20 protein-coding genes and 1 pseudogene are annotated in these 23379 nt (G+C 61.9%); all 21 read right to left on the reverse strand.

What is annotated here, in order from left to right; translation table 11 throughout:
- Window positions 1-231 (reverse strand): annotated as a pseudogene (locus tag ACH4K1_RS04815) (hypothetical protein); the annotation flags it as partial.
- Entirely contained in the window at window positions 228-464 is a 237-nt protein-coding gene (locus tag ACH4K1_RS04820; RefSeq protein WP_398086708.1) for a hypothetical protein, read from the reverse strand. The pseudogene ACH4K1_RS04815 and the gene ACH4K1_RS04820, both read right to left, overlap by 4 nt.
- Window positions 461-931 carry a MerR family transcriptional regulator gene (locus tag ACH4K1_RS04825; protein ID WP_398086710.1) on the reverse strand — a complete coding sequence of 157 codons (471 nt, stop codon included), beginning with the start codon at window positions 929-931 and terminating at the stop codon, window positions 461-463. The genes ACH4K1_RS04820 and ACH4K1_RS04825 overlap by 4 nt, the downstream gene beginning before the upstream one ends.
- Complete coding sequence (locus tag ACH4K1_RS04830) at window positions 931-1356, reverse strand: hypothetical protein (protein ID WP_398086712.1); 426 nt, start codon at window positions 1354-1356, stop codon at window positions 931-933. The genes ACH4K1_RS04825 and ACH4K1_RS04830 overlap by 1 nt, the downstream gene beginning before the upstream one ends.
- 266 nt (window positions 1357-1622) lie before the next feature.
- Window positions 1623-3275 (reverse strand): DEAD/DEAH box helicase, encoded by a 1653-nt coding sequence (locus ACH4K1_RS04835; protein ID WP_398086713.1) that lies wholly within the window; start codon window positions 3273-3275, stop codon window positions 1623-1625.
- Entirely contained in the window at window positions 3275-4219 is a 945-nt protein-coding gene (locus ACH4K1_RS04840) for a toprim domain-containing protein (protein WP_398086715.1), read from the reverse strand. The genes ACH4K1_RS04835 and ACH4K1_RS04840 overlap by 1 nt, the downstream gene beginning before the upstream one ends.
- A gap of 25 nt (window positions 4220-4244) precedes the next feature.
- Window positions 4245-5546: a DnaB-like helicase C-terminal domain-containing protein gene (locus tag ACH4K1_RS04845; RefSeq protein ID WP_398086717.1), complete on the reverse strand. Its 1302-nt coding sequence runs from the start codon at window positions 5544-5546 to the stop codon at window positions 4245-4247.
- A complete protein-coding gene (locus ACH4K1_RS04850; protein ID WP_398086718.1) occupies window positions 5543-5833 on the reverse strand; it encodes a hypothetical protein in 291 nt (96 codons plus the stop codon). The genes ACH4K1_RS04845 and ACH4K1_RS04850 overlap by 4 nt, the downstream gene beginning before the upstream one ends.
- A gap of 136 nt (window positions 5834-5969) precedes the next feature.
- Window positions 5970-6635: an ATP-binding protein gene (locus ACH4K1_RS04855; protein WP_398086719.1), complete on the reverse strand. Its 666-nt coding sequence runs from the start codon at window positions 6633-6635 to the stop codon at window positions 5970-5972.
- Window positions 6632-7699: a helix-turn-helix domain-containing protein gene (locus ACH4K1_RS04860; protein WP_398086721.1), complete on the reverse strand. Its 1068-nt coding sequence runs from the start codon at window positions 7697-7699 to the stop codon at window positions 6632-6634. Before ACH4K1_RS04860 ends, ACH4K1_RS04855 begins: the two co-directional genes overlap by 4 nt.
- Before the next feature lie 70 nt (window positions 7700-7769).
- Window positions 7770-8837, reverse strand: a complete 1068-nt coding sequence (locus ACH4K1_RS04865; protein ID WP_398086723.1) for a hypothetical protein — start codon at window positions 8835-8837, stop codon at window positions 7770-7772.
- A gap of 357 nt (window positions 8838-9194) precedes the next feature.
- Complete coding sequence (locus ACH4K1_RS04870) at window positions 9195-10928, reverse strand: hypothetical protein (RefSeq protein ID WP_398086725.1); 1734 nt, start codon at window positions 10926-10928, stop codon at window positions 9195-9197.
- Complete coding sequence (locus ACH4K1_RS04875; RefSeq protein ID WP_398086726.1) at window positions 10928-13702, reverse strand: phage tail protein; 2775 nt, start codon at window positions 13700-13702, stop codon at window positions 10928-10930. The genes ACH4K1_RS04870 and ACH4K1_RS04875 overlap by 1 nt, the downstream gene beginning before the upstream one ends.
- A gap of 13 nt (window positions 13703-13715) precedes the next feature.
- Window positions 13716-14540: a hypothetical protein gene (locus tag ACH4K1_RS04880; protein WP_398086728.1), complete on the reverse strand. Its 825-nt coding sequence runs from the start codon at window positions 14538-14540 to the stop codon at window positions 13716-13718.
- 2 nt (window positions 14541-14542) lie between these two features.
- Entirely contained in the window at window positions 14543-16039 is a 1497-nt protein-coding gene (locus ACH4K1_RS04885; protein ID WP_398086730.1) for a baseplate J/gp47 family protein, read from the reverse strand.
- An 86-nt stretch (window positions 16040-16125) separates the two neighbouring features.
- A complete protein-coding gene (locus tag ACH4K1_RS04890) occupies window positions 16126-16527 on the reverse strand; it encodes a GPW/gp25 family protein (RefSeq protein WP_398086731.1) in 402 nt (133 codons plus the stop codon).
- Entirely contained in the window at window positions 16527-17180 is a 654-nt protein-coding gene (locus tag ACH4K1_RS04895; protein WP_398086733.1) for a phage baseplate assembly protein V, read from the reverse strand. The genes ACH4K1_RS04890 and ACH4K1_RS04895 overlap by 1 nt, the downstream gene beginning before the upstream one ends.
- Window positions 17177-18337: a hypothetical protein gene (locus ACH4K1_RS04900; protein WP_398086735.1), complete on the reverse strand. Its 1161-nt coding sequence runs from the start codon at window positions 18335-18337 to the stop codon at window positions 17177-17179. Before ACH4K1_RS04900 ends, ACH4K1_RS04895 begins: the two co-directional genes overlap by 4 nt.
- 16 nt (window positions 18338-18353) lie before the next feature.
- Window positions 18354-18638 (reverse strand): hypothetical protein, encoded by a 285-nt coding sequence (locus ACH4K1_RS04905; RefSeq protein ID WP_398086737.1) that lies wholly within the window; start codon window positions 18636-18638, stop codon window positions 18354-18356.
- A gap of 11 nt (window positions 18639-18649) precedes the next feature.
- Window positions 18650-19396 carry a hypothetical protein gene (locus ACH4K1_RS04910; RefSeq protein WP_398086738.1) on the reverse strand — a complete coding sequence of 249 codons (747 nt, stop codon included), beginning with the start codon at window positions 19394-19396 and terminating at the stop codon, window positions 18650-18652.
- 2 nt (window positions 19397-19398) lie between these two features.
- Window positions 19399-23358 (reverse strand): NlpC/P60 family protein, encoded by a 3960-nt coding sequence (locus ACH4K1_RS04915; RefSeq protein ID WP_398086740.1) that lies wholly within the window; start codon window positions 23356-23358, stop codon window positions 19399-19401.
- Window positions 23359-23379: the final 21 nt, after the last annotated feature.

The raw sequence follows: 23379 nt of genomic DNA on the forward strand, positions 1-23379 counted from the left end.
CCGCCGACGGCGGCGAGGGGCCTCCTCAACGTCCTCGTCCTCGTCGTCCTGGACGGGCCGCCGACGGCGGCGAGGGGCCTCCTCAACGTCCTCGTCCTCGTCGTCCTGGACGGGCCGCCGACGGCGGCGAGGGGCCTCCTCAACGTCCTCGTCCGTGGTACGGCGGCGACGGGGAGTTTCCTCCTCCTCGTAGACGTCATCAGGCCGACGGCGGCGGGCAGTTGTGCTCATGGGCGCTCCAGGGCGGGATGCTCGGTGATGAAGGATGCTTCGTCGGTGGGAACGAATGCGAGGGCCCGCCGACGGTGCGGGTTCAGCAAGGTGTCCAGCTCATCGCGGGCGAACTTGGCGGGAGTTACTCCCGGCGGAATGTCGTCGGTGTCGAACTCCACACCGCCATTGATTTCTACGTACTCGTAGTTTCCGACATTTACGCGTTCAACAGTTGCGAGGCGGTATTTCACGGAGCTTCCTCAGGGGTAGCAGGAACAGCGCCGTTCAGAGGCTGGCGAGCCAGCGCCAGAAAGAGATCAAGAACGAGCGAGCGAAAGTTGGTCTGCTCGATTCGCGGCCGGGCTTCATGGAGAATCCCCGTTTCTTCAGCGATTCGCCTGATACCTTCGACCTGAGGCCGGGTGTAGATTCGCTGTCGCTTATCGGTGTGCGAGGAGGGGGATCTCATTCCGCGCGGAATATGCCCCTGTCTCTCCCAGAGACGAATGGTTCCCGGCCTACGGTTCAGTGCGGCTGCAAGGTCTCCGATGGAGAAGAACTCGTAATCCACTCCGTCAACCGAGTAGATGCGCGGGCTGGAAGACCAGTCATTCTCGGGAGTTCGCAGAGGAGGCTCTGACCGAGGGCGGCCGATCTTCTTACTACTGCCGGGATAGTACTCCTCAGCCAGCGTCGAGAAGTTCCGCTCCCAATCCATCAGTCATCTCGCAGCTTGAATGCATAGTTGACCGTGGTATCGAAGAGCGAGTCAATCTCCTCTTCCGAGACCTTGCCGCTGGCATGTGCCTCGTAAAGGGCGTCCATGTCGATGGTGGGAACCTGGACCACCACTTCAGCCTGGATGTTCTTTTCGACGGCAAGCGCTAGCGCACGGTCTTCGTTGAGGGTTGTGGAGATACGCGCTTCGCGCTTGAGCTCATCGTAGGTCTTTTCGCCCACCACTACGGGGGAGGTTAGGGACAGGCGGGTGCTGCCCTTCTCGTCCTGGTCGCCGCGCAGGAGGATGACTTCCATGAGCTCATCCCTCAACTTGTTCATACGGGTAGTCAGCAGCTTGTTCTGCTGGCGCAGTAGCGCCCACTGCCGCACTTTCTCCGCTGTCGGATCAAGGTCCATAGACATGCAGGCAGCTCCTTACAGCTGGCAGGAGACCGGATACGGGAAGAGCCGCCGTATCCGGTCTCCGCGATGCGCCCAGCCTACATGGTAGCCACTTAGATGCCAACTAAGTGGCTACATAGTTCACTAGGAAGCTGTCACCGCGTCACCTGGGCGTGCTGACCAGGGATTCTCTGTACAGCTTGGGCCACACTCTTCTCGACAGAGTTGGTTGATCCGGCGGCGCGTCACTGGCCCGTCTGCTGGGGCGCTCCCTTCCTGGCGCGAGGTCAGGCGGCGGCACGGTTGAGGTGTTTGCCCAGGTGGGCCCCCAGCGTCTCCACGTTGTTGTCGATCTCGCCGGATGCGCTGGCGCCCTTGCGGTCGAGGGCCGCTGAGGCGACCCGGCGCTTGAGACCGAGCTGCTCTCGCTTGCGTTCTTCCAGCGTTCCTTCCATCAGGAAGTCGATGACGTAGATGGTCTTCCACGTGCTGGAGGTACGGCGGTGGCGCGTGTTGCGCTGGTCCTGGGCTCCGGCGGAGACGGCATAGTCGACGTTGATCAAGTGACTGGCCTCGGGGAGGTCGAGGCCGTAGCCGCCCGCGTCTGAGGCGAGGAAGAGGCGGCAGGAAGCAGACTGGGTGAACTTGCTTTTGGCCGCTGCCTTGCCGGTCTGTGTGAGCTGTCCGTGGAAGACGACGCTGCCGTACTCGGGAAGGGCTTCCTGGAGCAGGTGGCCCATGCCTCGGAAGAAGGAAAAGACGATGACCTTGTGGGCGGGGTCCTGTTCCAGGATCTCCTGAATCTCCTGGATGACAGCGTCGAGTTTGGGTGTGGTGTGCACTCCGTTGAGGTAGCCCGCTTCGACTGCCTCGTAGGCGTACTTGGAGCCGGGCCAGGTGGCTTTCCGGGCTCCTTCCTGGCGGGCTCGTTCGGATTCCTCGAAGTCCTGCGCACTCTTGCGCAGGAGGTCCGGGTGGTCAAGGAGCATCTGAGCCGCGAGCATCCTCGCCATGATCTTTCCCTGCGCGGACTTTTCGTCGGGCTGCTTACTTCCGGCGTAGTAGGCGGCAAGGTCAAAGGTTCCCTTTCGCTTTCCTGCCGCTTCGAGTTCCTCCGCCAAGTCCTGGGCGATGCGGCGGTATGCCCTGCGAGTGGGGAAGTCCATCTGCACCTTGCGCTCGGAGAAGGCGACCTTGGGCATGAAGGGGGCGACTTCGGGGTCTTCCGGTGTTTTGCGGATCATGGCTGTGGAAAGAGTGGCGTGGAACTCGTTCATGTTCTTGTAGCGGACGACACCGCCGAAGTGATTGCGTTCCACGTAGGTTTCGTCGAACGTGTCCCAGCGGCCGAATACGTCGGGGTCAACCCATTCCATGATGCTGAAGACTTCTTCGGGCTTTCCGTTCTCGATGGGTGTGCCGGTGAGGGCGAACCGGAATGGCGCCCACATTCGCTTCAGCTTCTTTGACCTTTCGGCTTTGAAGCCTTTTACCTGGGTGGCTTCGTCTACCACGATGCATTGAACGTCGAGTTGTCTGATCTGAGCCCAGTCATCAATGACGTTGTCGTAGGTCGCGATGATGTATTCCGGCTGGGTTTCCCTGATCTGACGGTACAGCTTCGCACGCTTTTCTGGTGAGCCGTCCAGCATCACGCACTGGTCCTCGGCCGGTACGCGTATGTGCTGGTCCTTGACCTTGATCCATCGGGTGCGGACGTCAGTGAACGTGGCCAGCGCTTGGGCCCACTGGAGCTTGAGGGAGGACAGAGCCACGATGAGTGTGGTGGTGACCTCGCCCTCCCCCATGAGTTCCTCGGTGGCGGCGATGGTCACGACGGTCTTGCCCAGGCCCTGTCCGTACGCAAGCAGAAGTGAGCCGCGCTCCACCATGCGGTCGACTGCCTCGTCCTGGTAGGGCCGCAACTCGCCTACAAACATCAGCTAGGGAACCTCACTCTTAGCGGCGAGAGCCTGTGGTCCACGCCGAATCGGATCTCTTTTCCGGACTGAGCTCCGGGGTCTTTGGCTGTGCTCTGCCCGTAGTTGTAGAAGGCCAGCCTCCGTCCCATTCCTCGGTACCGGAGTTTCAGTTGTTGTGCAGATTTCCACCCTGCACTGTCATTATCCAGTGCCAGTACAACAAGGTCTGCATATTCGAAGAGGAGCTGCATCTGCCAGTCGGAAACCGCGACACCGTACGAGGAGACGGCGTTCTCGACGCCTACCGATAGAAGGCGCAGGCAGTCGAGAGGGGATTCGACAAGGACGGCCACTCCTCCTCTAAATTTGTGGAAGCCGAAGAGGTATTTGCTCTTCTCGATGGAGTCCGGGCAGTTCCGGAAGTGCCGTTTGTTCTTCTCCTGCCACCCGAGTAGCTTTCCGCTTCGGTCCCGGATAGGGGTGATCCACATATCTCGGGTAGAGTCCCAGAGCACTCCGTAGTGCGCGCAGGCTTCTTCCGTGAGTCCCCTCTCGATACGTGCGTGCCGGGGTGGCGTGGTGTACAGAGCCAAATCTGCTTCCGTTATCAGCGGGACAGAAGCCTCTTCCACCAACTCCTTGAGATATTTGCCTCTTCCTAGAATCTGGTTGACGCGCTCAATTCCACCCCGTTGGCGGACCCAGATTACTGCGTCGTCCCAGGAACCCCCCAGTACGTCGACTACTAGCTGCACGAAGGGGCCGGTATAGCGGCAGCTGAAACAGTTGAAGACTCCTGTTTCGGTGTTGCAGGACCAGGAAGGGTGCCGGTCTTCCTTCCCGGTGCGTTCCACGTGCATCGGGCATTTCCCGGTCGCCTCTTCTCCGACGAGACGCAAGGTTTGGATACCCAGGTCCGCCAGTGCTGCTGGGATGTCGGCGGGAATGGGGTATTCCCGCACTTCCAGCCACCCTCTTTTGAACTTCCTAGAACGCCCCGAAGTCATCGTCGTCCTCCGGGCCGTCGGATTCGAATGGGTTGTAGTCGAGCTCTTTGGACGTGCCCTTGTCCCAGTCTCGTTGGATGTAGAAGTCCAGCGGTGGGCAGTTTCGGCTGGCGAGAATCTTGATGATCTGTAGTGTGGGGTCTTCTTCGGATGCCTCTACACCGATGACGACGTCCGAGTCCTGGATGAAGCTGCTGCTGTATCCGATGGCTGCGCGGGTGAGTCCGCGTTTCCGGTCGCCTTTCCATTCGAGGGACTGGGTGGAGATGACGATGGGGATCTTGTATTTCTGGGCCATGCGCTTGAAGCCGCGAGTGATGTTGGTAAGCGCCTGGGACGATCCTTTGGCCTCGCCGTTTTCGTCATCCATCATGTAGACGCCGTCGACGAAAAGAATCGTGGGTTTGATCTGGTCGAGTTTCGCTGCGATCCCGGAGAGCGTCATGGTGCTGGAGCGATCTGCGGACAGAACGAAGCTGTGCATGTCCTCCATGGATCGGACAGCGCGCTCCAGCTTTTCCCATTCGGCCTCGGAGAGGGTGCCGTCGCGTAGCCGGGTGAGGGAGACGCCCGCTCGGGTTGAGTCGAAGCGCTCTCCCTGCTCGCGGTTGCTCATCTCGAAGCCGATGAAGAGGGGGCGCTCGCCGGAAAGGTGCGCGGCTCGGGCGACGTCGATCATGAGGAAGCTCTTTCCGGCCTTGGCGTAGCCGGTGAAGGTGACGAGCTGCTCAGGTTGCAGTCCGCTGGTGGCTCGGTCGAGGCTGGTGAAGCCGGTGCTGATGCCTACGAGGCCATCGTCTGCGTCTTGTCGCTGGAGGTACCAGGCAAGGCGTTCGTCGGCTGTCTTGGTGAGGTCCATGTCGTCCGCGATGGGGACGGCGCGGTGGACGGCGGCGACGGCGGCGTTGAGGGCGAGCTCGACTGCTGTGAGGTCGTTGGCCTCCCAGGCGGTGGAGCCTGCTTCCAGGGCGAGTTCGAAAATTGCGGATTTTCGGGCTGTCTGGAGTTCGTTGATGAGGTAGTCGATGGGTTCGTCGACTTGGAGGAAGCGGTAGGTCTCGCGGGGGAAGTCTTGCCGGAGGATGGCGAGGGTCGGAACGCTTTGAAATTCTCGGTGGAAGTCGGTGATGGCGTGCCATACGCGACGGTGCTTGGGGTTTTCAAAGAATTCTTCGGTGATCTGGGCGTTGGCGACGGCGGTCCAGTCGCCGGGTTCTGCGATGACGCGGCAGATGATGCGGTGTTCGATGTCCAGCAGTTGTGGTTCGGTTGTGGTAGTCACTGCTCTCCCAGGTGTGCTGCGTTTTCGGGGAGCAGGTGGCGTCCCAGGCTGCCGTACGTGGCGAAGGCTCGGTTGTGGTCGGGGTCGTAGATGGCGGCTACGTCCGGGCGTGTGATGTGGACGCGGGCGAGCTCTTGTGGAGTGGTGTTCCAGACACGGCGTACCAGTGCGTGGTGGAATTCGAGGCGGGTTTCGATGGGCTCTGGGAATTCTGATCCCAGGAAGGTTACGACTTCCACCGGGTAGGGGGTGTGCTGGATTTTGGCCAGGAGCAGCATGTTGATCATGTACTCAGCGACTAGTTCGCGTGGTGTGGGCTTGCGTATCCATCGGCGCCTGGTGCTGGGGTCTCGGGACGGGATGCCGAGTAGTCCCTCGAATACCACGAGGAGGCAGGGCTGGAAGTCGTTGCTCAGGTCACCTTTATGCACGGCGCCAGTCCTTTCCGCCGATGGAACAGAGGTCGTATGCCTCTTTCAGGAAGGAGAAGAGCGCGGCGTCGTAGCGCTTCCACTCTTCCAGGGGAAGGTTGCTGGTGATGATGGTGGGGAGGCCATGTACGTAACGGGTGCGGAGGATTCGGTGGATCTCTGTGCCGACCCAGCCGGAGGCGGCGCTGTATTCCTTGCCCATGTCGTCGAAGACCAGTAGAGGGGTTTTCATGACGCGGTCCAGGAGTTCCTGGAGTTTGAGTACGCGGGCGAGAGCTTCTTCGTTTCGGAATTTTTCGGCAAGGTTGGTGAATTTTTGCTGGTCTTTGGTTGCCGCAAAGTATCCGGTGACGGGAAGAAACAGTCCGGACAGGTTTGTCTGGTAGTGAACTTCGGTGAGGGCGGCGCAGGCCATGCGGGTCTTGCCCGTTCCGGGGTTGCCTCCGAGAACGAGTCCTTTACCAAGGAGCTCGGGACGTTCGCCGGTCGCGGTGGGAGCGTACCGTTCGGCCCAGGTGGTGATGAGCTGCTGCGTTTGCAGGAGAGCGTTTCGGTTGTCCCCGGTCATCTGTGACTGCGTAAGCCGTAGTCCTTGGTACTGGACGGGCAGGTTGAACCGTCGCCAGCGGCGCGCGTAGTCGATTCGCTCGTCGATCATGCGGCGTTCCAGGCTGCGATGTCCTGGTCCACGTCGTGCGCATCCGGGGCGGGCTGGGGGGCGAGGGAGCCCAGGAAGTACGTCTCCGCGTTGTCTCGGGAGGTCTCCAGGGCGTCTGCCTCAACCGCTTTGCGTGCGATCGTCAGAAGCTGATAGCGGGCTGCGACGAAGTTGATCCACGGGGCTCTGTCGGGCCGGTGCAGAGCCGGGGTGGCGATGAAGGTGGCCATCATGCTGCGGATCTGCTCAGCGGTGATGCCATCTCGTTTCCACTGGGCGATGTTCCGGGCGAGTCCGGCGCGGTTTACCGGTGCGGGTCCTGCCTTGGCGGGCTGCTGGTGCAGAAGGTGGTCAAGTTCCGTGGCCAGGGCGTAGGGGGTATCCAGCTGGGCTTGCGTCGGGCCGGACCGGCGAGCTTGTGTGGTGCTGCGGGGGGCCGGGAAGAGTGCCGCAGGATCGTCGGTGTCGTCGGGGATTTCCTGAGAGGACCACAGGCCGAGCGCAGTACCGGGGTTGAATTCCTCGTCGTCCTGAGCAGAGTTCCGCTTCCAGCTCATGCTGCCTCCTTGCTGGGCTTTCTGGGCCGCTGCCTCTCCCGAAGGGAGAGGGTTGTTGTTCTGGCTCTGGAAAGGTGGTTCTTTATAGGAAGAGGAGGCGACAGTTTCGGGCGTATCTGATGCGACGCTTCCTGTCGTATCAGAGGTGACAAGTTCCGCCGGAATGATCACGTTGCCGCTGAGCAGAATACGGATTTCGTCGATCGTCGCGTGGCAGAAGTTTACTGAGTATCGGTTGGCTCTTCCTGTACGACGGGGGGCCAGGGCCCCCTTGCTGACGAGTTCGTCGAGCGTGCGTTGGATCGTGCGGACCGACTTTTTCATGGATTCTGCAAGCTGGCGCTGTGTGGGGAATGCGTCAGCCTTGTCGCCTTGCAGGTGCTTGATCACGATCAGCAGGTCGTGTGCGCGCCCAGAAAGTCCGAGGAACGCGGTTCCCACGTCTGTGACGACGTACCACCCGCGTTCTAGAAGGTCTTTCCGGGTAGCCTTTGCAGGGAAGCTCATGTATCGTTTACCTCATTGGTGAGTTGCGTTTCGGGGCCCCTGAAGATTCCCTCTTCAGGGGCCCTTCGTGTTAGTCTTCTACGACGGTTCCGGCTGCGTCCATCAGCCCGGTACGCACACCGGCTCGGGGACGCCCGCGTCCGGCCTTCTTCCACTCCTGCGCTGTCTCGTCCCAGATCACCTTGACCGGCTTTCCGGCGGGCTTCGGCTTGTCTGCGGCACCGGAGGCGGCGGGCGCTTCCCGGTAAGGCTCGGAGGTACTCAGGAGGGCGTTGACAGCCTGCATCTGGGTATGGAGCGCGACAGTGAGCGGACTGTACAGGAGGCCGTCGGCCAGGTTCTTCCGCGCGTTGGAGAGATCGATCGCGCTGAAGTAGTCGTACGCCGCGTTCAGAGCATGGTGCACTTCCCGCAACAGTTCCGAGCTCACCTCCACCTGCCCCACCACGAGCGCGCTCTGCGTTACAGCTCGATGAGCGGCGGCGACCTCCCCCTCCAGAGTGGAAGGGCCTTCCGCCGCAGCAGCCGACGGCTTCTCGTCGAGTTCCTTCGGCTTCTCGTCGAGCTCCGCAGGCGCCTGGGCCTTGGAAGCTGTGGCAGGCGGGGTCTCCTGGGGCTCCTCTGCCTGCTCCTCTTCCGTCTCTGCTTCCTCCGTGTCCGGCACGATGGAGACAAGGCCCTGCACAAGGTCGCTCACGCGGATCGCGGGATACTGGTGAGCTAGGTTGATGAGCTGTTCGTCGTCGGGGTCGGACTCATCCCAGCTGACGCAGAGATGCGGCCGGGGCTGGTCGCTGAGGATGTCCACGAGCTCGGTGAGCGGGTCATCGAAGCGCAAGATGGAGTCGACGTACTCGCCGTACGAGTCCAGCGCGTCCCCTAGGGCGTTGGGGACCACGAGGTAGACCTTGGCCTCTTCGACGCTGAGCGCGAAGTTGAGGGAGTGCTTGACTCCCTCGGGGAGTGTGGCTTCGGTCGCCAGCACGTAGAAAAGGATCTCGCCCCAGCGTTCGGGCTTCTCATAGTAGCCCTGCGCGTCCGGGGAGGCCAGGTGCAGGAAGTCTCCAAGCAGGGCGGTGACGTTGCTCTTGCTGGTGGGAGCGTGGCCAGCGAAGGCCACGGTGAGGTCTCTGGGCACGGGCACTCCTGTGTGGTCGCGACGCTGATCAGCGGCGGCAGCACAAGACTACTCGGTAGCTACTTAGATGCCAATTAAGTCGCGACTTAGATGCGAGGAAGCCCCCGGGCTCCCGGCCGCCGGGAAACCGCAGCCGGACCGGCTGAGGCCACCACCTGGTCCAGGAGCAGAAGGAGCCCAGCCACCGCCGCACCCCGCAGCCACATCTCCGGCACCGTGGTCGCTGCGACGGCGAAACCGCCCATAACAAGCCCAAGCAGGGTAGGCGGGACAGACCAGGGCAGCAGAGCGCAGACCAGATGTACCGCCCAGAAGACGGCCAGCACGGTAAACAAGAAATCCATGACTCCCCCAGGGCTACAAGGGCGGCTGAGCGTAGCGAAGTTCGACCTGCATCCCATGTGGCAGAGCAGATCGGGCGATGTCATTCAGTCGATACAGGTTAGCCCGGAAGCCCCGGTAGTAGTGACTGGAAGAAAAATTTTCCGTCCCGGCCCAAAGATAATCGGCACCCGGGGAGTTCCCGTCGAAATACGGGTTGAGCGCCGCTCCTTCCTCGGTCAGCGCATCATCCACCCAGAACAGCGCCCCTACCCCGGTTGCTTGCGCCTCCTCGGAGCTGAGTCGGACGGCGAGAACCACAGGGCCTGCCTCGTTGGGGCCGGTCATGTAGGTCGCCCATAGGCGAATCCATTCCCCTTCGATGAGTTCAGGGTGTTCTGCTCTTGCTGAATCCGTAGAAGTCACTCCGGCGATGACCGGACTGTCCAAGGCCAGTGAGACATTCGGGCAGTTCGGTCCGAGGCGCACATAGATGCTGGCTGTGTACACCGTGGACGGCTTCCTGCCGAAACCACCAACGGATGCGGTAGTCCAGGTAGTCAGCAGCCCGCAGCCCATAAGTGGACTGACACCGAAGGGCGTCAGGTCTGCTGGCATTGAGAACCGGTAGCTTCCTGGTTTTCCCCTGCCTACGGTGGCGTCGTAGGAACCAGGGAAAGGTGCTGATCCGTACCCCGACGACCCCCAGCCCGAGGACGCCGTAGCTATCGACGGATTGTTGACCAGGTTGACCCGGGTGGCCTTGACGTCAATGGTTAGCTTGCGCGGCGGGGTGTACGGCGTGGGCTTTCCGAACACGTAGTACGGATAGGTCCAGATTCGGTGCATGTCCGTGTAGACCACCTCGCCTACCGGCGCGACGTTGTCCCGGGCGTCCCAGCTGGAGTTCACTGAAATACGAGGAACAGCGGCTACCCAGGCGGTGCCAGCTGGAGCGGTGAAGTACTGCGCGACGCTTACCGCCCATTCGCCCCCGCCAGGATGCTTGCTCTGGGTTCTGTACCACCAGGCGGATTCTCCGACTTGTTGGAAGTTAGCGTCGAAGAACATGATGCCCACGGTCCACCATGCCTGGCGTTCCATCTTGACTGCGACGGACCCGCCGACACGCTCACCTTCGGAGCACGGTGTCATTCCCACACGAGAGATGGGAACAATTCCATAGCCCCAGATGCCGTTCGGTTGCGAATGACCTGTGTAAACAATCTTGCCGCTGTGTTTACCTGAATAGGCAGCTTCCGAGGAGCGGGATACCGTGCAGAAGTAGCTCAGCTCGTGCGCGGTGTAGGCGGGTGCCTCTTCCCAGGATGTGGCTGCCCAGGGAAGCCGGTTCCCAAGATTGACCTCCTCGAACTGCACCTGCGAAAAGGCATGAGTCTGCGCGCTGGGCATGTTCGCCCACTTGATCCCCACAGCCGCGTATGCCGCAGAATTCCAAAGAGGAAGCTGCCCCGAGGGGTTGTACTCTTTGGGCGCCGTCGCGGAAAGGAACGTCCGGGAGGCGACCACGTCAGTACCCGAACCAGTGCCTACCGGAGTGATGTCCCGCGTCATTACCGGGTCGGGCAGCGGGCTCTCCCACAGGCCGAAGTCAGTCAGTCCTCCTGCTGGGAGCGTGCGCATCAGACTGGCCGAACCTGAGGACTTGGCTGCGCCGGTTGCGGCGAGCTCTGCCGCTCGCTTGGTGGTGATCAGTGCCGACGGTGCCGCTGATACCGCGTCACCGGATGCGGTAAGAAAACCTGCCATCAGTAGCTCCGCTCGAAGAATCCCACATTGGTGGCAGTTGAATTGAACGCGTCTGTTACGGACCCCAGCTGAACAGGTGCCAGCCCAGCACCCTGATACCGCAGAACTTGGATGGAAGATCCGTTCAGGTTTACGCGGATGCGCGATCCGTCCGGCAGGGGTGCCCATGAAGCCATAGTGGTGAGGGTACCGGAGACCATCTTGGCAATACGTGTACGAGAGACCGTCCAGCAGTTCAGCGAATTCGAGCTGCGGAAGACAAGCCCGTGCTCGGTCCCGGGAGGCGGCTCCGTAGAGAAAGTGAGACCAAGGCTAATTCCGGTTGCCACGTTGAAGGAGAACACCAGGTGGCGGCCCTCCGCGTTCTGATTCGAGTTCCGGGTTGCCCAGTAAAGCATTCCAGAGCCCGCACGCGGCGTGTCTGTACCGACCTTTGACCAGGTTCGCCCGTAGAGGTCTCCAGCAGCAAGGGGGTCTGCAAGATAGTCGGAAGCAGCCCGAGTGAAGGGCACGTGGAGCGGGGCATAGGAAGTCGCGGGAGTGATGGTGGAGATCAAGTTGCCCACCTGGTCATACCACTCGATATACATTGACCGGGTAGGGCTTCCCGATCCCGATAGCCGGGAGGTCCACGCAGACGCGCTGTAGGCCGACTGTGCGGGTCCGACCCATGCCCACTCGGCATTGTCTCCGAGGGCAGCGGACGGCGACGCATTCTTGTTGGCCGTTGAGGCGCGAAACAACTGGGACCGGAACTCTACGGTGTCGCCTGCGTTGTACGCGATCCCGGGTGACCATACCCGGTTGGCGGCCAGGGGAATGCCGTACGAGGTGACCAAGTAGCGGTCTGCTCCGGTGGTGGAAATGGTTTCCGGAGTCCAGTACGTACGGTCGACATCAGGAGATACCCCTACGCTGGGAATCAAGGCCAGATAGTTGCGCCCCCCGTGCGAGACGTATGCGTTGCGCTGGTACACCGTTGTTTCGTTCCATGGGGTTACCATCGCGCGCGGTATGGAGTGGACGCCAAGAGTTGCCGATACTCCGGTTCCATTCTTTGTGCGGAGGATGTTCCGTGTGAAGTCGCCTCCGCCAGAGAGTTGCTGATATCCGGACAGGACTTCTACATTGTCATTGCTAGGGTTGGCTCCCGCCGTAAAGGAAACCTGCTCCCACGATGAGACGCCGCCGGTCAGATGGTTGTCCAACGCATTGGAAAGTGCGGCTGTGTACCGGGTCCAGAACGCATTGTTCGCAGTCGTTCCGCTGGGCGCTACGCCAACTCCCGTGTTAGCTCCTGACGGAGTGTACGAGAGAAAGTCGACCCCCATCTGGTAGCCGTTGTTCACAGACTTCGGGTCCTTGCCGGAGTTCCCGTTCTTGCGAGCGACAACAAACTTTATGGTGTGCGTTCCCGCCGTCAGTGTGTACGTCCCGAGCAGAATGCTGGTGGCGGGCGACGGGGTCTTGGCGTATCCGTCGAAGTACAACGGGATGGGTGCCCATTTCGACGCGTGCACGCTCTGCCCGTCGACCTCGAACCTGACGATTCCGTAATCGTAGGATTTCGTCATACCTACGGCGAGGTCGTATGGGCCGGTAGCGGGGACGGTAAAGGTGAGCGAGGCAGCCTGATTGATGGCATTACTCCTGAAGAGCACCTGCTGGTTGCTGTCCTGACTTCCGGAGCTTTTCTCCTGAATAACGTAGGACGGGACTCCGGACAGCGTGATCGGCAGGAGTTCAGCTTCTTCCCTGACGGTCGCGCTTTTGGCGCTGTACAGGTAGTCCCCGTACTGAACCACGGCGCCGGGTTGGTAATTGATAGACGCGTCCCAGCTACTCCATCGGGGGTAGTACGCCTCTGCCTGGTCGGCGTCCAGCATCAAGTTGCGGCTTATGCTGATGTCGCTGTCGTAGCCGGTCAGGTCATAGATGGTTTCTTTGACCGACTCCAGGGTTCCCCTCCGCTGCCCCAAGTCCGCTGCATGCTCCACGCGGTAGCGGCGCAGCCGTGGCGTGACCGAGGCTTCATTGGAGACACCAAGCTGACTGGCCAGCAGCTCCAGCCGGGAGAGAGGCATGCTGGAGACGCGATGCAGGTTCTGCTGTTCTCCCAGCTCGGTTCGGGTGATCGAGAGGCCCCAGGCCAGTACGGACATGTACCGGTAGAAGACGTCGTTCGTCGGATCTTGAGGTGCTGATACCTCTGTCTGTGCCGTCGCGTAAGCCGTCGGAATGAGCTGGTACAGAAGGTCGCGGTAGCCGTAGTCCCGGACGGCCAGACTTGCCGCCTGGCCCGCGCGGTTCCATGCCGAGCGCACTTGCGTGATCTGCCACTGTGCAACACCCGTGCCTGGGGCTACTCCAATCACGTTGGAGGTCGTACAAGTCCAGCGGAAACCGCCGTAAGACACGGTGTCTCCGGGCTGGTAGGTCGCGGTCGACGAGTACTGCTGAAACTCGCTGGAGAGAAACACCGAATAGTAGTAGAACTTTCCCCCGGTCAGTCCGGAGTCCGTGAAGGAGTTCTGTGGCGCCTGCGCGTTGAACTGGAGAACCGTGTCCCCATCGTCCTCGGATACGGGGAAGCCCGAAGTGTTCCGTACAAGTCGAAGCTCGCCCCAGTTCTGCACACTTACTGGCGTTACCCACGTGACGGTGATTTCCCCGTAGCCCGTCTGTCGGGCATCCATGGGTTCCACGGAGTAAGAGACGTAGACGTCCGCGCCGTAGAAGTCCTCCCCGTACAGGGAAAGAGCATAGGTAGCCATAAGTTCTCCGAGCCTAGTTTTCCGGGTCGAGCTCGTCAGGGAGGTAGAATGCCGTCATCGTCGGCACACTTCCAGGTAGCGCCCGGATATAGGTCAGCTGCATACGCGCGGCGGCACTCAGCGTCTGCTTGTTGATCGGCGCTGGGTCCTGGGCGATGTAGTCGTGGCGGACTTCCAGATACACACGGTCCCCGGCAAAGAGGTGCACACCGCAGGAGGCCGACATTCTGTGCCACCCGCCGGACCGCATAGGTACGCTGGATTCCCCCTTCGCGATCTCGTAGGGGAAGGACTGCGTACTGATCCCATCGATTTTCAGGCGTACCCAGACGTTATGCTCCACATCTACGCTGCCGACCGGATTACGCATGGTCGTGGTAGAGGTGACAATCCACCAGCCATCCTTGGGAATGGTGACGTAGAACCCGGGCGAGTAGGCTCCGTCTGTGTCGAGCACCTTGCTGGTCCAGCGCACCTTGTACCAGTCGGTGGGGTAGGCCACGTGGTTGTTCGACTTGGTCGGAGGAATCCCTGTTCCTGACGCGAATACGTTCGCGATGGGAAGACTCCAGCCATTCTTGGAAGCGTCAAGCAGGGTATCGATGATGCGCTGCTGCTCGTCGATTTTCTGCTGTGCAGCGTTAAGCCGGGCAACGACCGTGGGGTACCGTACCGTAGTGCCATTCGCCCGGGTGTACGTGTGGGGGTTAATCCCAAGGGTTCCTTGGATAGCACCGATTTCATCCTGCACACCGTTCATGTGTGCAGCCATGACGTACTCGGTGCCGTCCTTGTGGTCGGTGAAACGCCGCACGATCGTCGGATAGTTGGCTGCCATGGTCAGACTCCGCCCACTGCGCTGATGTTGATGGTTCCTGCCACCGGGACCTCCCACTCCCTGCACAGCACGTCGGCAGTCCCGGTCTGCACCTGGTCGGCTCGCGCCATGACCGGGATCTGGATGTACAGGACCCCAGGAAGGCCGTGTACAGCCGCGTAGGCGTCTGCGATGGTGATGCGCTGCCGGAACGTCGTCCTGGACGGCGCCAGGAGCTCCTGGAGGGCCTGCGTGACCAGAAGCTGCGTGTCTGCACGCCGGTACTGCGGCATGACGCCCACCACGACGGGGTTCGAGGGAGTGCCGAACGCTACGGGAATGAGTGTCCCCGTTTGGACCGTCACCGCAGTACCCGCCATTGCCCGCGCCTGGAGGTGCCGGGTTGTGGCTTCCAGCAGCCCTTGGGACGGAGCAGAATTCAGCGCTCCCAGAATGAAGGTAGTGATGAGCGAGGACGACCCGGCGAGCGCGCTGGCCTTGTCCACCCCGGGTACCGCTAGGGCCAGGCTGCTGTAATCCCGGACTGTGACCGCACGGTTCTGTGTTCCCCAGGCCCGGGACGCGTTACGTCGGATGCTGTCGGTGCTTTCGGCGTCCCAGCCCCCGCTCATTTCGCTGCTGGACAAGACGCTGACGCCTGGAATCACTGAAGCCACGTCAACCAGCTCGTTCGCCGCGAGATTACCGCGACTTCCACTTCCCACACGGTAGGACAGCATCAGCGGAATTCCTGCCTCGGGAACAGCTCCGTTGACGTCGTCGCCCAGCAGCAGAACCACAGATCCGTCTGCTTCCACGTTCGCTTCGAATACGCGGTCGTCCGAAGTGGCGTCCAGGAGCGAGGAGGTGAGAACCCATTCCACAGGTGCGCCCGGGTACACAGCGAAGAGGCGCACGGTGGACAGATCGACCGGCTTGCTCGGAACGGTGAAGCGCTGGTCTGCCGTTCCATCGGATACCGCGAGCTCGACCACGGAAATGGTCTGGTCGCTAGCGTCAGGCCGCGTAAGGGTAATCGTGGAGGTTTCCTGCGTCGCCCCTTCCACTACGGGAACGTCGGCCACGCCTCCGCTGGGAGGGACCGAGGCAGCCTGTGTGGTTTCAAAGATCAGCGGGCCTTGCAGGTCGTCCTGGAAGGTGGTGATGAACTGTGTACCGACAGGAATGGTTACCGGGGTCAGCTGAGTCTCGTCGCTGCGCAGCGATACTGTCCCGGTGGCTGCTTGCGCGGGGTACGGGGTATAGCTGAGCAGTCGAGCGATATCCAGGACAGACGAACGCTGGGTGGCGGTACCAAGATATGCCTCTCCCACCAGCCGGTCCTGGTAGTAGGACAGTGTATCCAGGCAGTAGGAGAGCAGCTCCACCATGACGACGCCGAAATCTGCCGGATTACGGGTCGTCCATTCCGGAATGGCCGTGCGCGCGTAAGAGAGCATGGCCTCACGAAACCCGCGAAAGTCCTTGGCTGTGTAGTCGATCGGGGGTGGTGTTGTCACGCCGCTCCTCAGTTCCTGTACTGGCAAGATCCGGGAAATGTATCCGGCAGGCCAATTCTACGAGGTGGGCGATGGCATCGGGTAGTTCAGCCTATGCGGCGTACATCGCCATCGCTTCCGATGCGTACCGAATACTGGGTAGCGGATGCCGCCTGTACTGGGTCGCCAGCGGAGATATCGACATTCACCCCGATGATCTGAGCGCCGTCGGAGCTCAGGATGGGCTCGACCGAGGCGAGGCGCGCGGACGGTTCCCACATAGCCACTGCCTCCGCCACCATCTGCTCCAGCTGAGCCTGTCCGGCGACGGCGTCCCAGGCGAACAGCACGTCGATGGTGCGGACTCCGAAGCTGGCACGCATAACGCGCTGGGTAGGAAGCGTGGCCACGAGTGCTCGTACCCGCTCCGAAAGCGACTTCACCGGATCTGTCACCGTAGCGACTGCACCGTCCGGACCGATCCTGAAAGGAATTGCCATTTGGCGCATCAGCTGTGCCCTACTCGTTCGATGTAGAGGTGTCCGTGCTGCACGAGGACATTACCTGCCGAATATGAGGATACGTTCCAGTGCGGAACTACCGTGATAGCAGCTCCCGCAGCAACGGTGGAGACAAGATACCGGTGGCTCGCCTGCTGCCTGGCTGAGTTAGCGCTGGTCAGCCCCCACCGGTCCGTCGGGCCCTCTTCATGTTCCCCGGTAATCTTCCATGTCATCCAGACGGTACTTTCCGCACCGTTGATATTCCGAATACGTCCGCTGATCGTGACCCAGAAAAGACCGCTCGGCGGCACAGTGAAAGAGAGCGAGGGCCACTGGGCTTCGGTAAAAGCAACCCAGGTCGACGTCGGGCTGTACGACGGCTCGGACACCTGCTGGGATACGAGCGGGGCAAATGGTTCCGGGGGAACGGGAGGGGCTGGGAGCGGCGGTATGTACGCAGGGTAGGAGGCGTCTCCTCCCTGGTAGGCCACCCACACGGTTTCCCCCACTGCCGGAATTCGTCCCCCTGACTGAATCGGGGGCGCCCACCCGGTTGCCGCCGATCCGGATACCTGGGGCACTTGCAGGCGGACGCGACCGTGGTTCAACGGGTCGGCCGTGCTGATTACACGGGCCTGCCGCAACCCCTCCGTGCTCATGCGCGCCTCCTGCGGGCATTCCACCGGCCGCCGACCAAGGCGTTCTCTGTGACGGGGAGGCTTGCGGTAGGAAGGGTGGTTAGGCTGGTCGGCTGATCCCGACCAAGCTCTACATCGGTGTGGAACGTCGACCGTGTCCGGTCCACGTGGTTGACGGTGATGCGGTGGTGGGCGCTCAATACCATCCACCGTCCCTGGTACTGCCGTGTGAGAGCGGCTCCGCCCAGCTGGACGACGCATCCCGGTCCCAGCCGGACGTCGCCGTCCACGGTGGCGCTCCCCCGCACCCACCACAAGTCGCGGCTCGCGGCAGCCTGAACTACGGAGGCCGCGTCCGTGTAGGACTGCACCACCTGCTTCGTGTCGAACCGGCTCACCTGGGCGGGGACGGTCTCGCTGCTCACGAGGTCCCAACGCGGCGCGCTGTATGCGGCGGCTGAGATCTGTCCGGCCGGGGAAAGTCCCATGGAAGTGTGGTGAGCGCGAACAGAGCCGGAGGGGTCGGTCTCGCCAGACACGGCTTGGAACGCGGTCATTGTGTCCTGCCGACCGGGCATCTGGTGCTGTTCGAAGCGGGGTTCGTACCGCTCCAGTGGCTGCCGGGGATCGGTGAGGGTCAGCAGCGTGCCGGACATAGCGAGCCGCCACCCGATCTCTTCCGCCCTGTTCTGCAAGAAACTGAAGTCCGACTGAAGTGCCTGTTGCCGCACGCCGAAGAGCCGGGCGTGGTCGGGAGCCAGCACAGCCATACCGGCCTCCTGCCCTATCTGCCGCGCCATGTACGCCGCCGTGCAGGTGCGCCAGGTGCGCTGGCGCGCGGACTGCATGTGCTTGGTCGCGCCCAGGAGCGTGTAGCGCACGTCGATCGTCTGTCCTCCTGCAAAGTGCGGTTGTCCTGAGGTAAGCAGAAGTTCTGGAGAAACGACGTAGCCGACGAATTCGCGAGAGATACCCGGGGTGGGCCCGTAGAGAATACGTACTGCCGTGTTCTCCGCCCACCAGAGGGAGGGGGGAAGTCCTGAGACCACTACTCGGAAGGAGTCGGACAGGAAATAGCGCACAGTGATTTGCGCCCACTCGTGCATTCCGTCTTCACGGTGGACATCCAGAGATAGGACCATGGACTGGAGCAGTACCTCGGGGCGCTGGACTCGCACCCAGGGACTCCATGCGCTACGCGGTGCCACGAGGCAGCCTGATCAAGGTTCCGGGGGATACGGCTAGCCAGTCCATGACTTCTGGATTCACTTGAGCGATTACCCAGCCCATGGTGTCGTCTCCGAACTGTTTTGCCGCCAGTACGTCCAGACGGTCATTCTCGCGCCAGGTGTAATCGGCCACGGTGGCGCTGATGGACGGAGGCCGCCGGGGCATGAGCGTTTCACGCGTGATGCCGTCTCGGCCGGTGATGAGGCTTGTTTCGTGGTTCGCATAGCGGGAGTCTGCCCGGATGGTCATTTCTGTCCTTCCTACTCTGCGGTTTCGACGTCGGAGTAGTCGGAGTCCCAGGAGTTTTGCGACATGAGGTTCATGGATATACCGACGACGCATCGCATAGGGACCATCATCTGGGAGAAGTGAGTCCAGTCCAGCTCGATTGAGCTGATGTATCCATGGTAGGCGAGGGAGTGAACACCACCGAACATTGCGGTGACAGGCGTGAGGGGCATAGGGCCCACGTCGCCATTGGATATGAGTGTCGGCAAGAAATCGTTGCTGTTGTCGACGTACGGCGGCCGTACTGTTCCTGGGCGCAGCACCGAGTTGGTTACCCGGTTCGCTTTCGGCTGGAAGATGCCAACGACACGGTAAAGCGCGGCAACGTCTACCCAGACGCCGTGATCTTGCGGGGTCCAGCCCGTCAAGTCTCCCGGGTTGGATACTTTTGAGCGGCCCCATACCTCGTACGTGCGGTCAAAGAGCAGGTTGAACGAGACCGACGCCGAAAGAGGGATGTTCCAGTTCCCTTTATCCAGAGGATTGCGGTATGCCTGGGGGGTGATTGACACGCTGCTGGTCACGTCTGTTTGGTGGCTTACCTTGATGGCGGGCGGGTTGTACAGGAAATTCAGCATGTACTGGACGTCGCCCACCCCCTTGTCCTGGATGATGAAACCGCGAGCTATCCCCGAAGCGTTGTGGTTGTTCACCGGAGTCAGGTTCGTGAGGGTGGTTACCCGGGAATCGAAGGGTGGATTGGCGATCGGCATAGGCATGGTTAGATTCCCTTCGCGAGCTGGAGCATTCTCGGCTCTGCGTTCAATGCTCCGACAAAGGCCGAGGCTGCCTCCACGGCAGCGGACTTGCTCATGGCCCCCTGGACCGTGAAGTTGACCGCACCCTCATGGAAGTTGATAGTGACCCCGCTGCGGCTTCCAGGGGTGGCGCTGGCCCCGCTGGCGTCCCTCATGTTCACCACGTCGCGCATAAGAGCGGCCCGAATGGTGTCGGCCTTCGGCTTCTCGATGATCATTTCACCCTTGTGCACATTGGCTACATGATCTTCAGGGATTTCCCACGCACCGACGTCATATCCCTTGCGCGACTTGTTCGGGTCGGCCTGCTGCACACGGCTGATATCGCGGTAGCGCGATTCGATGTAATTGGCCGAGGCTGCGACGGACGCGGCAGGGTTGAGCGGGTCGTTGGGAAGGCTCTTGGCTCGGTGCGCCTTGAACGTCGGGCCGATTACCTGCATCAGCCCCTTCGAGGGGGTTCCATTCTTCGCATTGCTGTCCCAGTTATTCACAGCGTTCTTGCGGTAGTTGGACTCCCGGTAAGCAATGGTGACGAGCCCACGTGCCCACTTGGCGCCCGAGACGCCAGCGGCAGACATACCCTTCTTAATGGCGGTCTGAACCCAGCCGGGAGGTGCCGGAATATCCTCGAACTTTCCGTCGATCTTCCCCCACTTGTAGCTTCCGATACTCGCCGCTCCCCCAGCCCCCTCCTCGCCGCCGCTATCCGCTTCTTCGCTTCCAGCCGAGGAGCTACCCATGGGAGTGTTCAGCAGGGTGTGCCGTACACCGGACAATGCCGAAGTAACCGCCTCGACCTCCTCTGTGGAACCCACGGAGTCCGACAGCACCATGGAACCGCTGTCGCCCCCTGAGTTGCCACTTTGAGGCTGCTGAGTGTTGTCATCCTGTTCGCCGTCGGAATCGTAAGAACCAACAGCGCCAGTGATACGCCGGATCTCCTCATACTTGCTGTACGTGGACGCAGGCACAACACGGATCTTCAGCCCCGTACGCGGAGCCTCCACGATCTTGTTGTTGCCGAGGTACATCACGACGTGCCCCGGATTCGGGAAGAGCAGGTCACCAGGCCGGGCGCTCTTCAAATCCTTGACACGCTTTCCCACGCCCATCTGCTGCTGAGATGTGCGCGGTATACGTACGCCAGCCTTCCGGTAGGCATGCTGCATGAGGCCAGAGCAGTCGAATGCGTCAGGCCCGACACCGCCCCATTGGTACGGCTTTCCGACTTCCGCCAGAGCTGCGTTAATGGCGCTGCCCGCAGATTTGCCGGAGACGGTAGAACCGTTCTTCGCCTGAGAGGACTTCTCTTTCTTGTTTCCGTCCCCACCACCGACACCATCATTACCGGTGGTGCGCGATCCGCTTCCCGCAAAGTTCTGGTAGGCGCCATACCCGAGGCCGATGGCACCGCCGACAGCCGCACCCACACCCGTGCCGATAGCAGGAACGATGGAACCGATCCCGGCACCGATCAGAGCCCCAGAGCCGCCGCTGGTGGCGATGCTGACGGCCTTCTGGCCGCCCGAGCTTTCCACGTTCTGCTCCACCATGCCGCCGACACCGTTGACTGCCAGCGCTCCCAGCCCCCAGAGCCCAGCGCGGCCCGCAGCGCCGCCGAACCGGGCCGTCGCGGCACCGCGCGTTCCAGCAGCTGCCGTCCCCCCGGTTCCTGCCAGCGACCGCATTCCCATAAGGCCACCAGCGGCGGAGAGCAGTCCGCCGCCACTGCTGGCTAGGCTCATTCCGGCTGCGGCACCTGCTGCGGACCCCACAGCAGGCCCGAAGACGCTGCCCCACCCCAGGGAGCTGCCCAGCAAATGCTTGATGCCCGGGGTGTTGACGATTTGGTTCAGCCAATTATGGAAGGTTTCGAGAGCTTCGTTGGCGAGCTTTACAGCGGGGCCGAGCTGGTCGAGAAGGTCGTTGACCGACGATGCCTTTGCCGCATCCTTGTCCTTTTGAGATTGAAGGATGCTGTTGGCGACACCGAACTTTTTCAGCCGGTCCTCTGCTTTGCTTCCCTTAGCCCCTCCAGCCGAGTATTCAGAGAGCAGTTGGTCGAATTCACTGCCGGACAGCCCGTTGTTCTGCGCCGTGTTTCGCCCGGTCATGTAGTCCTCGATGGTCTTCACCATCGAGGCGTCTCCGCCGACCGAATTCACATAGGCTTGAACGTTCGCGTGCAGCGACCCGTTCTGTCCCAAGGATGCTTTGAGCTCCTCGGGAGCGATGGCGTTCTTACCCTGGAATGTACGCCGCATGACTGAATCGGTGAACGATCCCAGGGCGTCCCTGTCCACTCCCCCGCCTCGGCTGAGCATGGGGCGATAGCCGAACATCATGGCACCATATGTGCCTCGGTTTGACGTCATCGACCCGAGGGTTCCCGCCAGGCTGCTGGCGTCTGCCGTGGGGTCCAGATAGGCCATATTCTTGATGTTCTGCATGTACCGGGACATCTGCGGGTTCGCAGCCGATGTTGATCCGGGCATCAGGTCGGTGAAACCCGAGTTCCGCGATGCGATGAAAGCGGCAGCGGAAGCATCCTGTGTGCTCTGCGCCCAGTTGATGGTGTTCATTCCGAGAGACCCGAACATGGCCTTGCGGAGATGGTTCACCGAGGAGCCGCTCGTCCCGTCAGTACCCGCGATTCCGCCTCCGGCAATGGCGGCCCACTGGGCGTAATTGTCTAGCGGTACCCCCATCTTGACCAGGGCTCCGCCCCAGGAACCCAGCTTGTTCGCTCCCCGGCCGACGTTGAACGCCAAATTCCGCCAAGCGAAAGGAGCGCCACCGGACGGCGTGCCGCCTCCGCCACCGCCCGTGGGCCCCCAGCCGCCGTGAAAGCGGTTCGAGTCCCACTGGTCGCTGCGGTCGTCGTCCAGGTCCGTCAGATCATCCTGCACGCGCTCGGACCGGGAAACTGCGCCAGCCCGTGACGTCGTTGTCGTACGGACCCGGGTGGAGAAGCCACGCCCGTCGTCCCGAGGGGCGCGCACAGAGGTGGTGCGTACCGAGCTGCCATCCGCCCCGTGCTCCTCGGTGAAGGTCTCGTGCCGCTCCAGGCCGCCGGGAAGCGGCACCGTGCGGGACCGCGTGGAGGACCAGCCACCGTCAGCACGCCGGAAGGTGTCGCTCTGCGCTGCTCCTGGACGCCGCAGCGAGGCAGGCCCGCTCGTACCGGCAACGAAGACCCTGGAACCGGCCCCAGAGGACTCCGCACGGTACGCAGCTGCTCCGTCACTGCGGTAGGTGGAGTACCCGGTGGAGGCGTCGATGGTGTTGCCTGAGTTGATCCACCGGGTCGGCCTTGGCCGGGATCGGTGCAGCTCGGCCAAGTTGTACGGGACGGTGAATCCGTCCCCGCTCTGTCGCTCGGTCCAGTCGTCGTGGGTGACCATCCCGCGCGCATCCACGGTGGTGGTGCGCTTGCGGGACCAACTGCCCTTGGCACCGCGCGGCGCCTGGTCAAAGCTGGTGACGGTCCGACCGCCGTCCGGCTCCTGCTGCACCTGGAAGGTCTGCTGGTACGGCACAGCCATCTTCGGAACGCTGACGGTCCGCGACCCAGCCCGCGAGGAGGCACCGGAGCTGGAGCGCCCGGTCTCAGCGGTCCACCGTCCGCTGACTTCCTCTTCTCCGGCCTCGCCGTCACCGGATGTTCCCATGGGGGTGACCGAGGTCGTACGAGCACGGCCAGTGCTGCGCCGCCGTCCTCTGCTCTGCCTGCCCGGCCCGCGCTCTTCGCGTTCCTTGCGGAGTTCGGCAATCAGGGCTTGCTGGGCTCGGGTGTTGGCGTCGATGGCGCGTTGGAGGTGGTTGCTGCCTGCACCCATGATGCGCCCGCCGCCCGGGTCAAGGACGGGCTCCTGCGTGTCTCCTGCACGGCGGCCCTCGCCGTTGTCGTTCTCAGGCATTAAGGGTCGCCCTCCTCTCAA

Origin of the sequence: Streptomyces sp. NPDC017448, from assembly GCF_044330565.1 — a bacterium.
Lineage (GTDB): Bacteria > Actinomycetota > Actinomycetes > Streptomycetales > Streptomycetaceae > Streptomyces.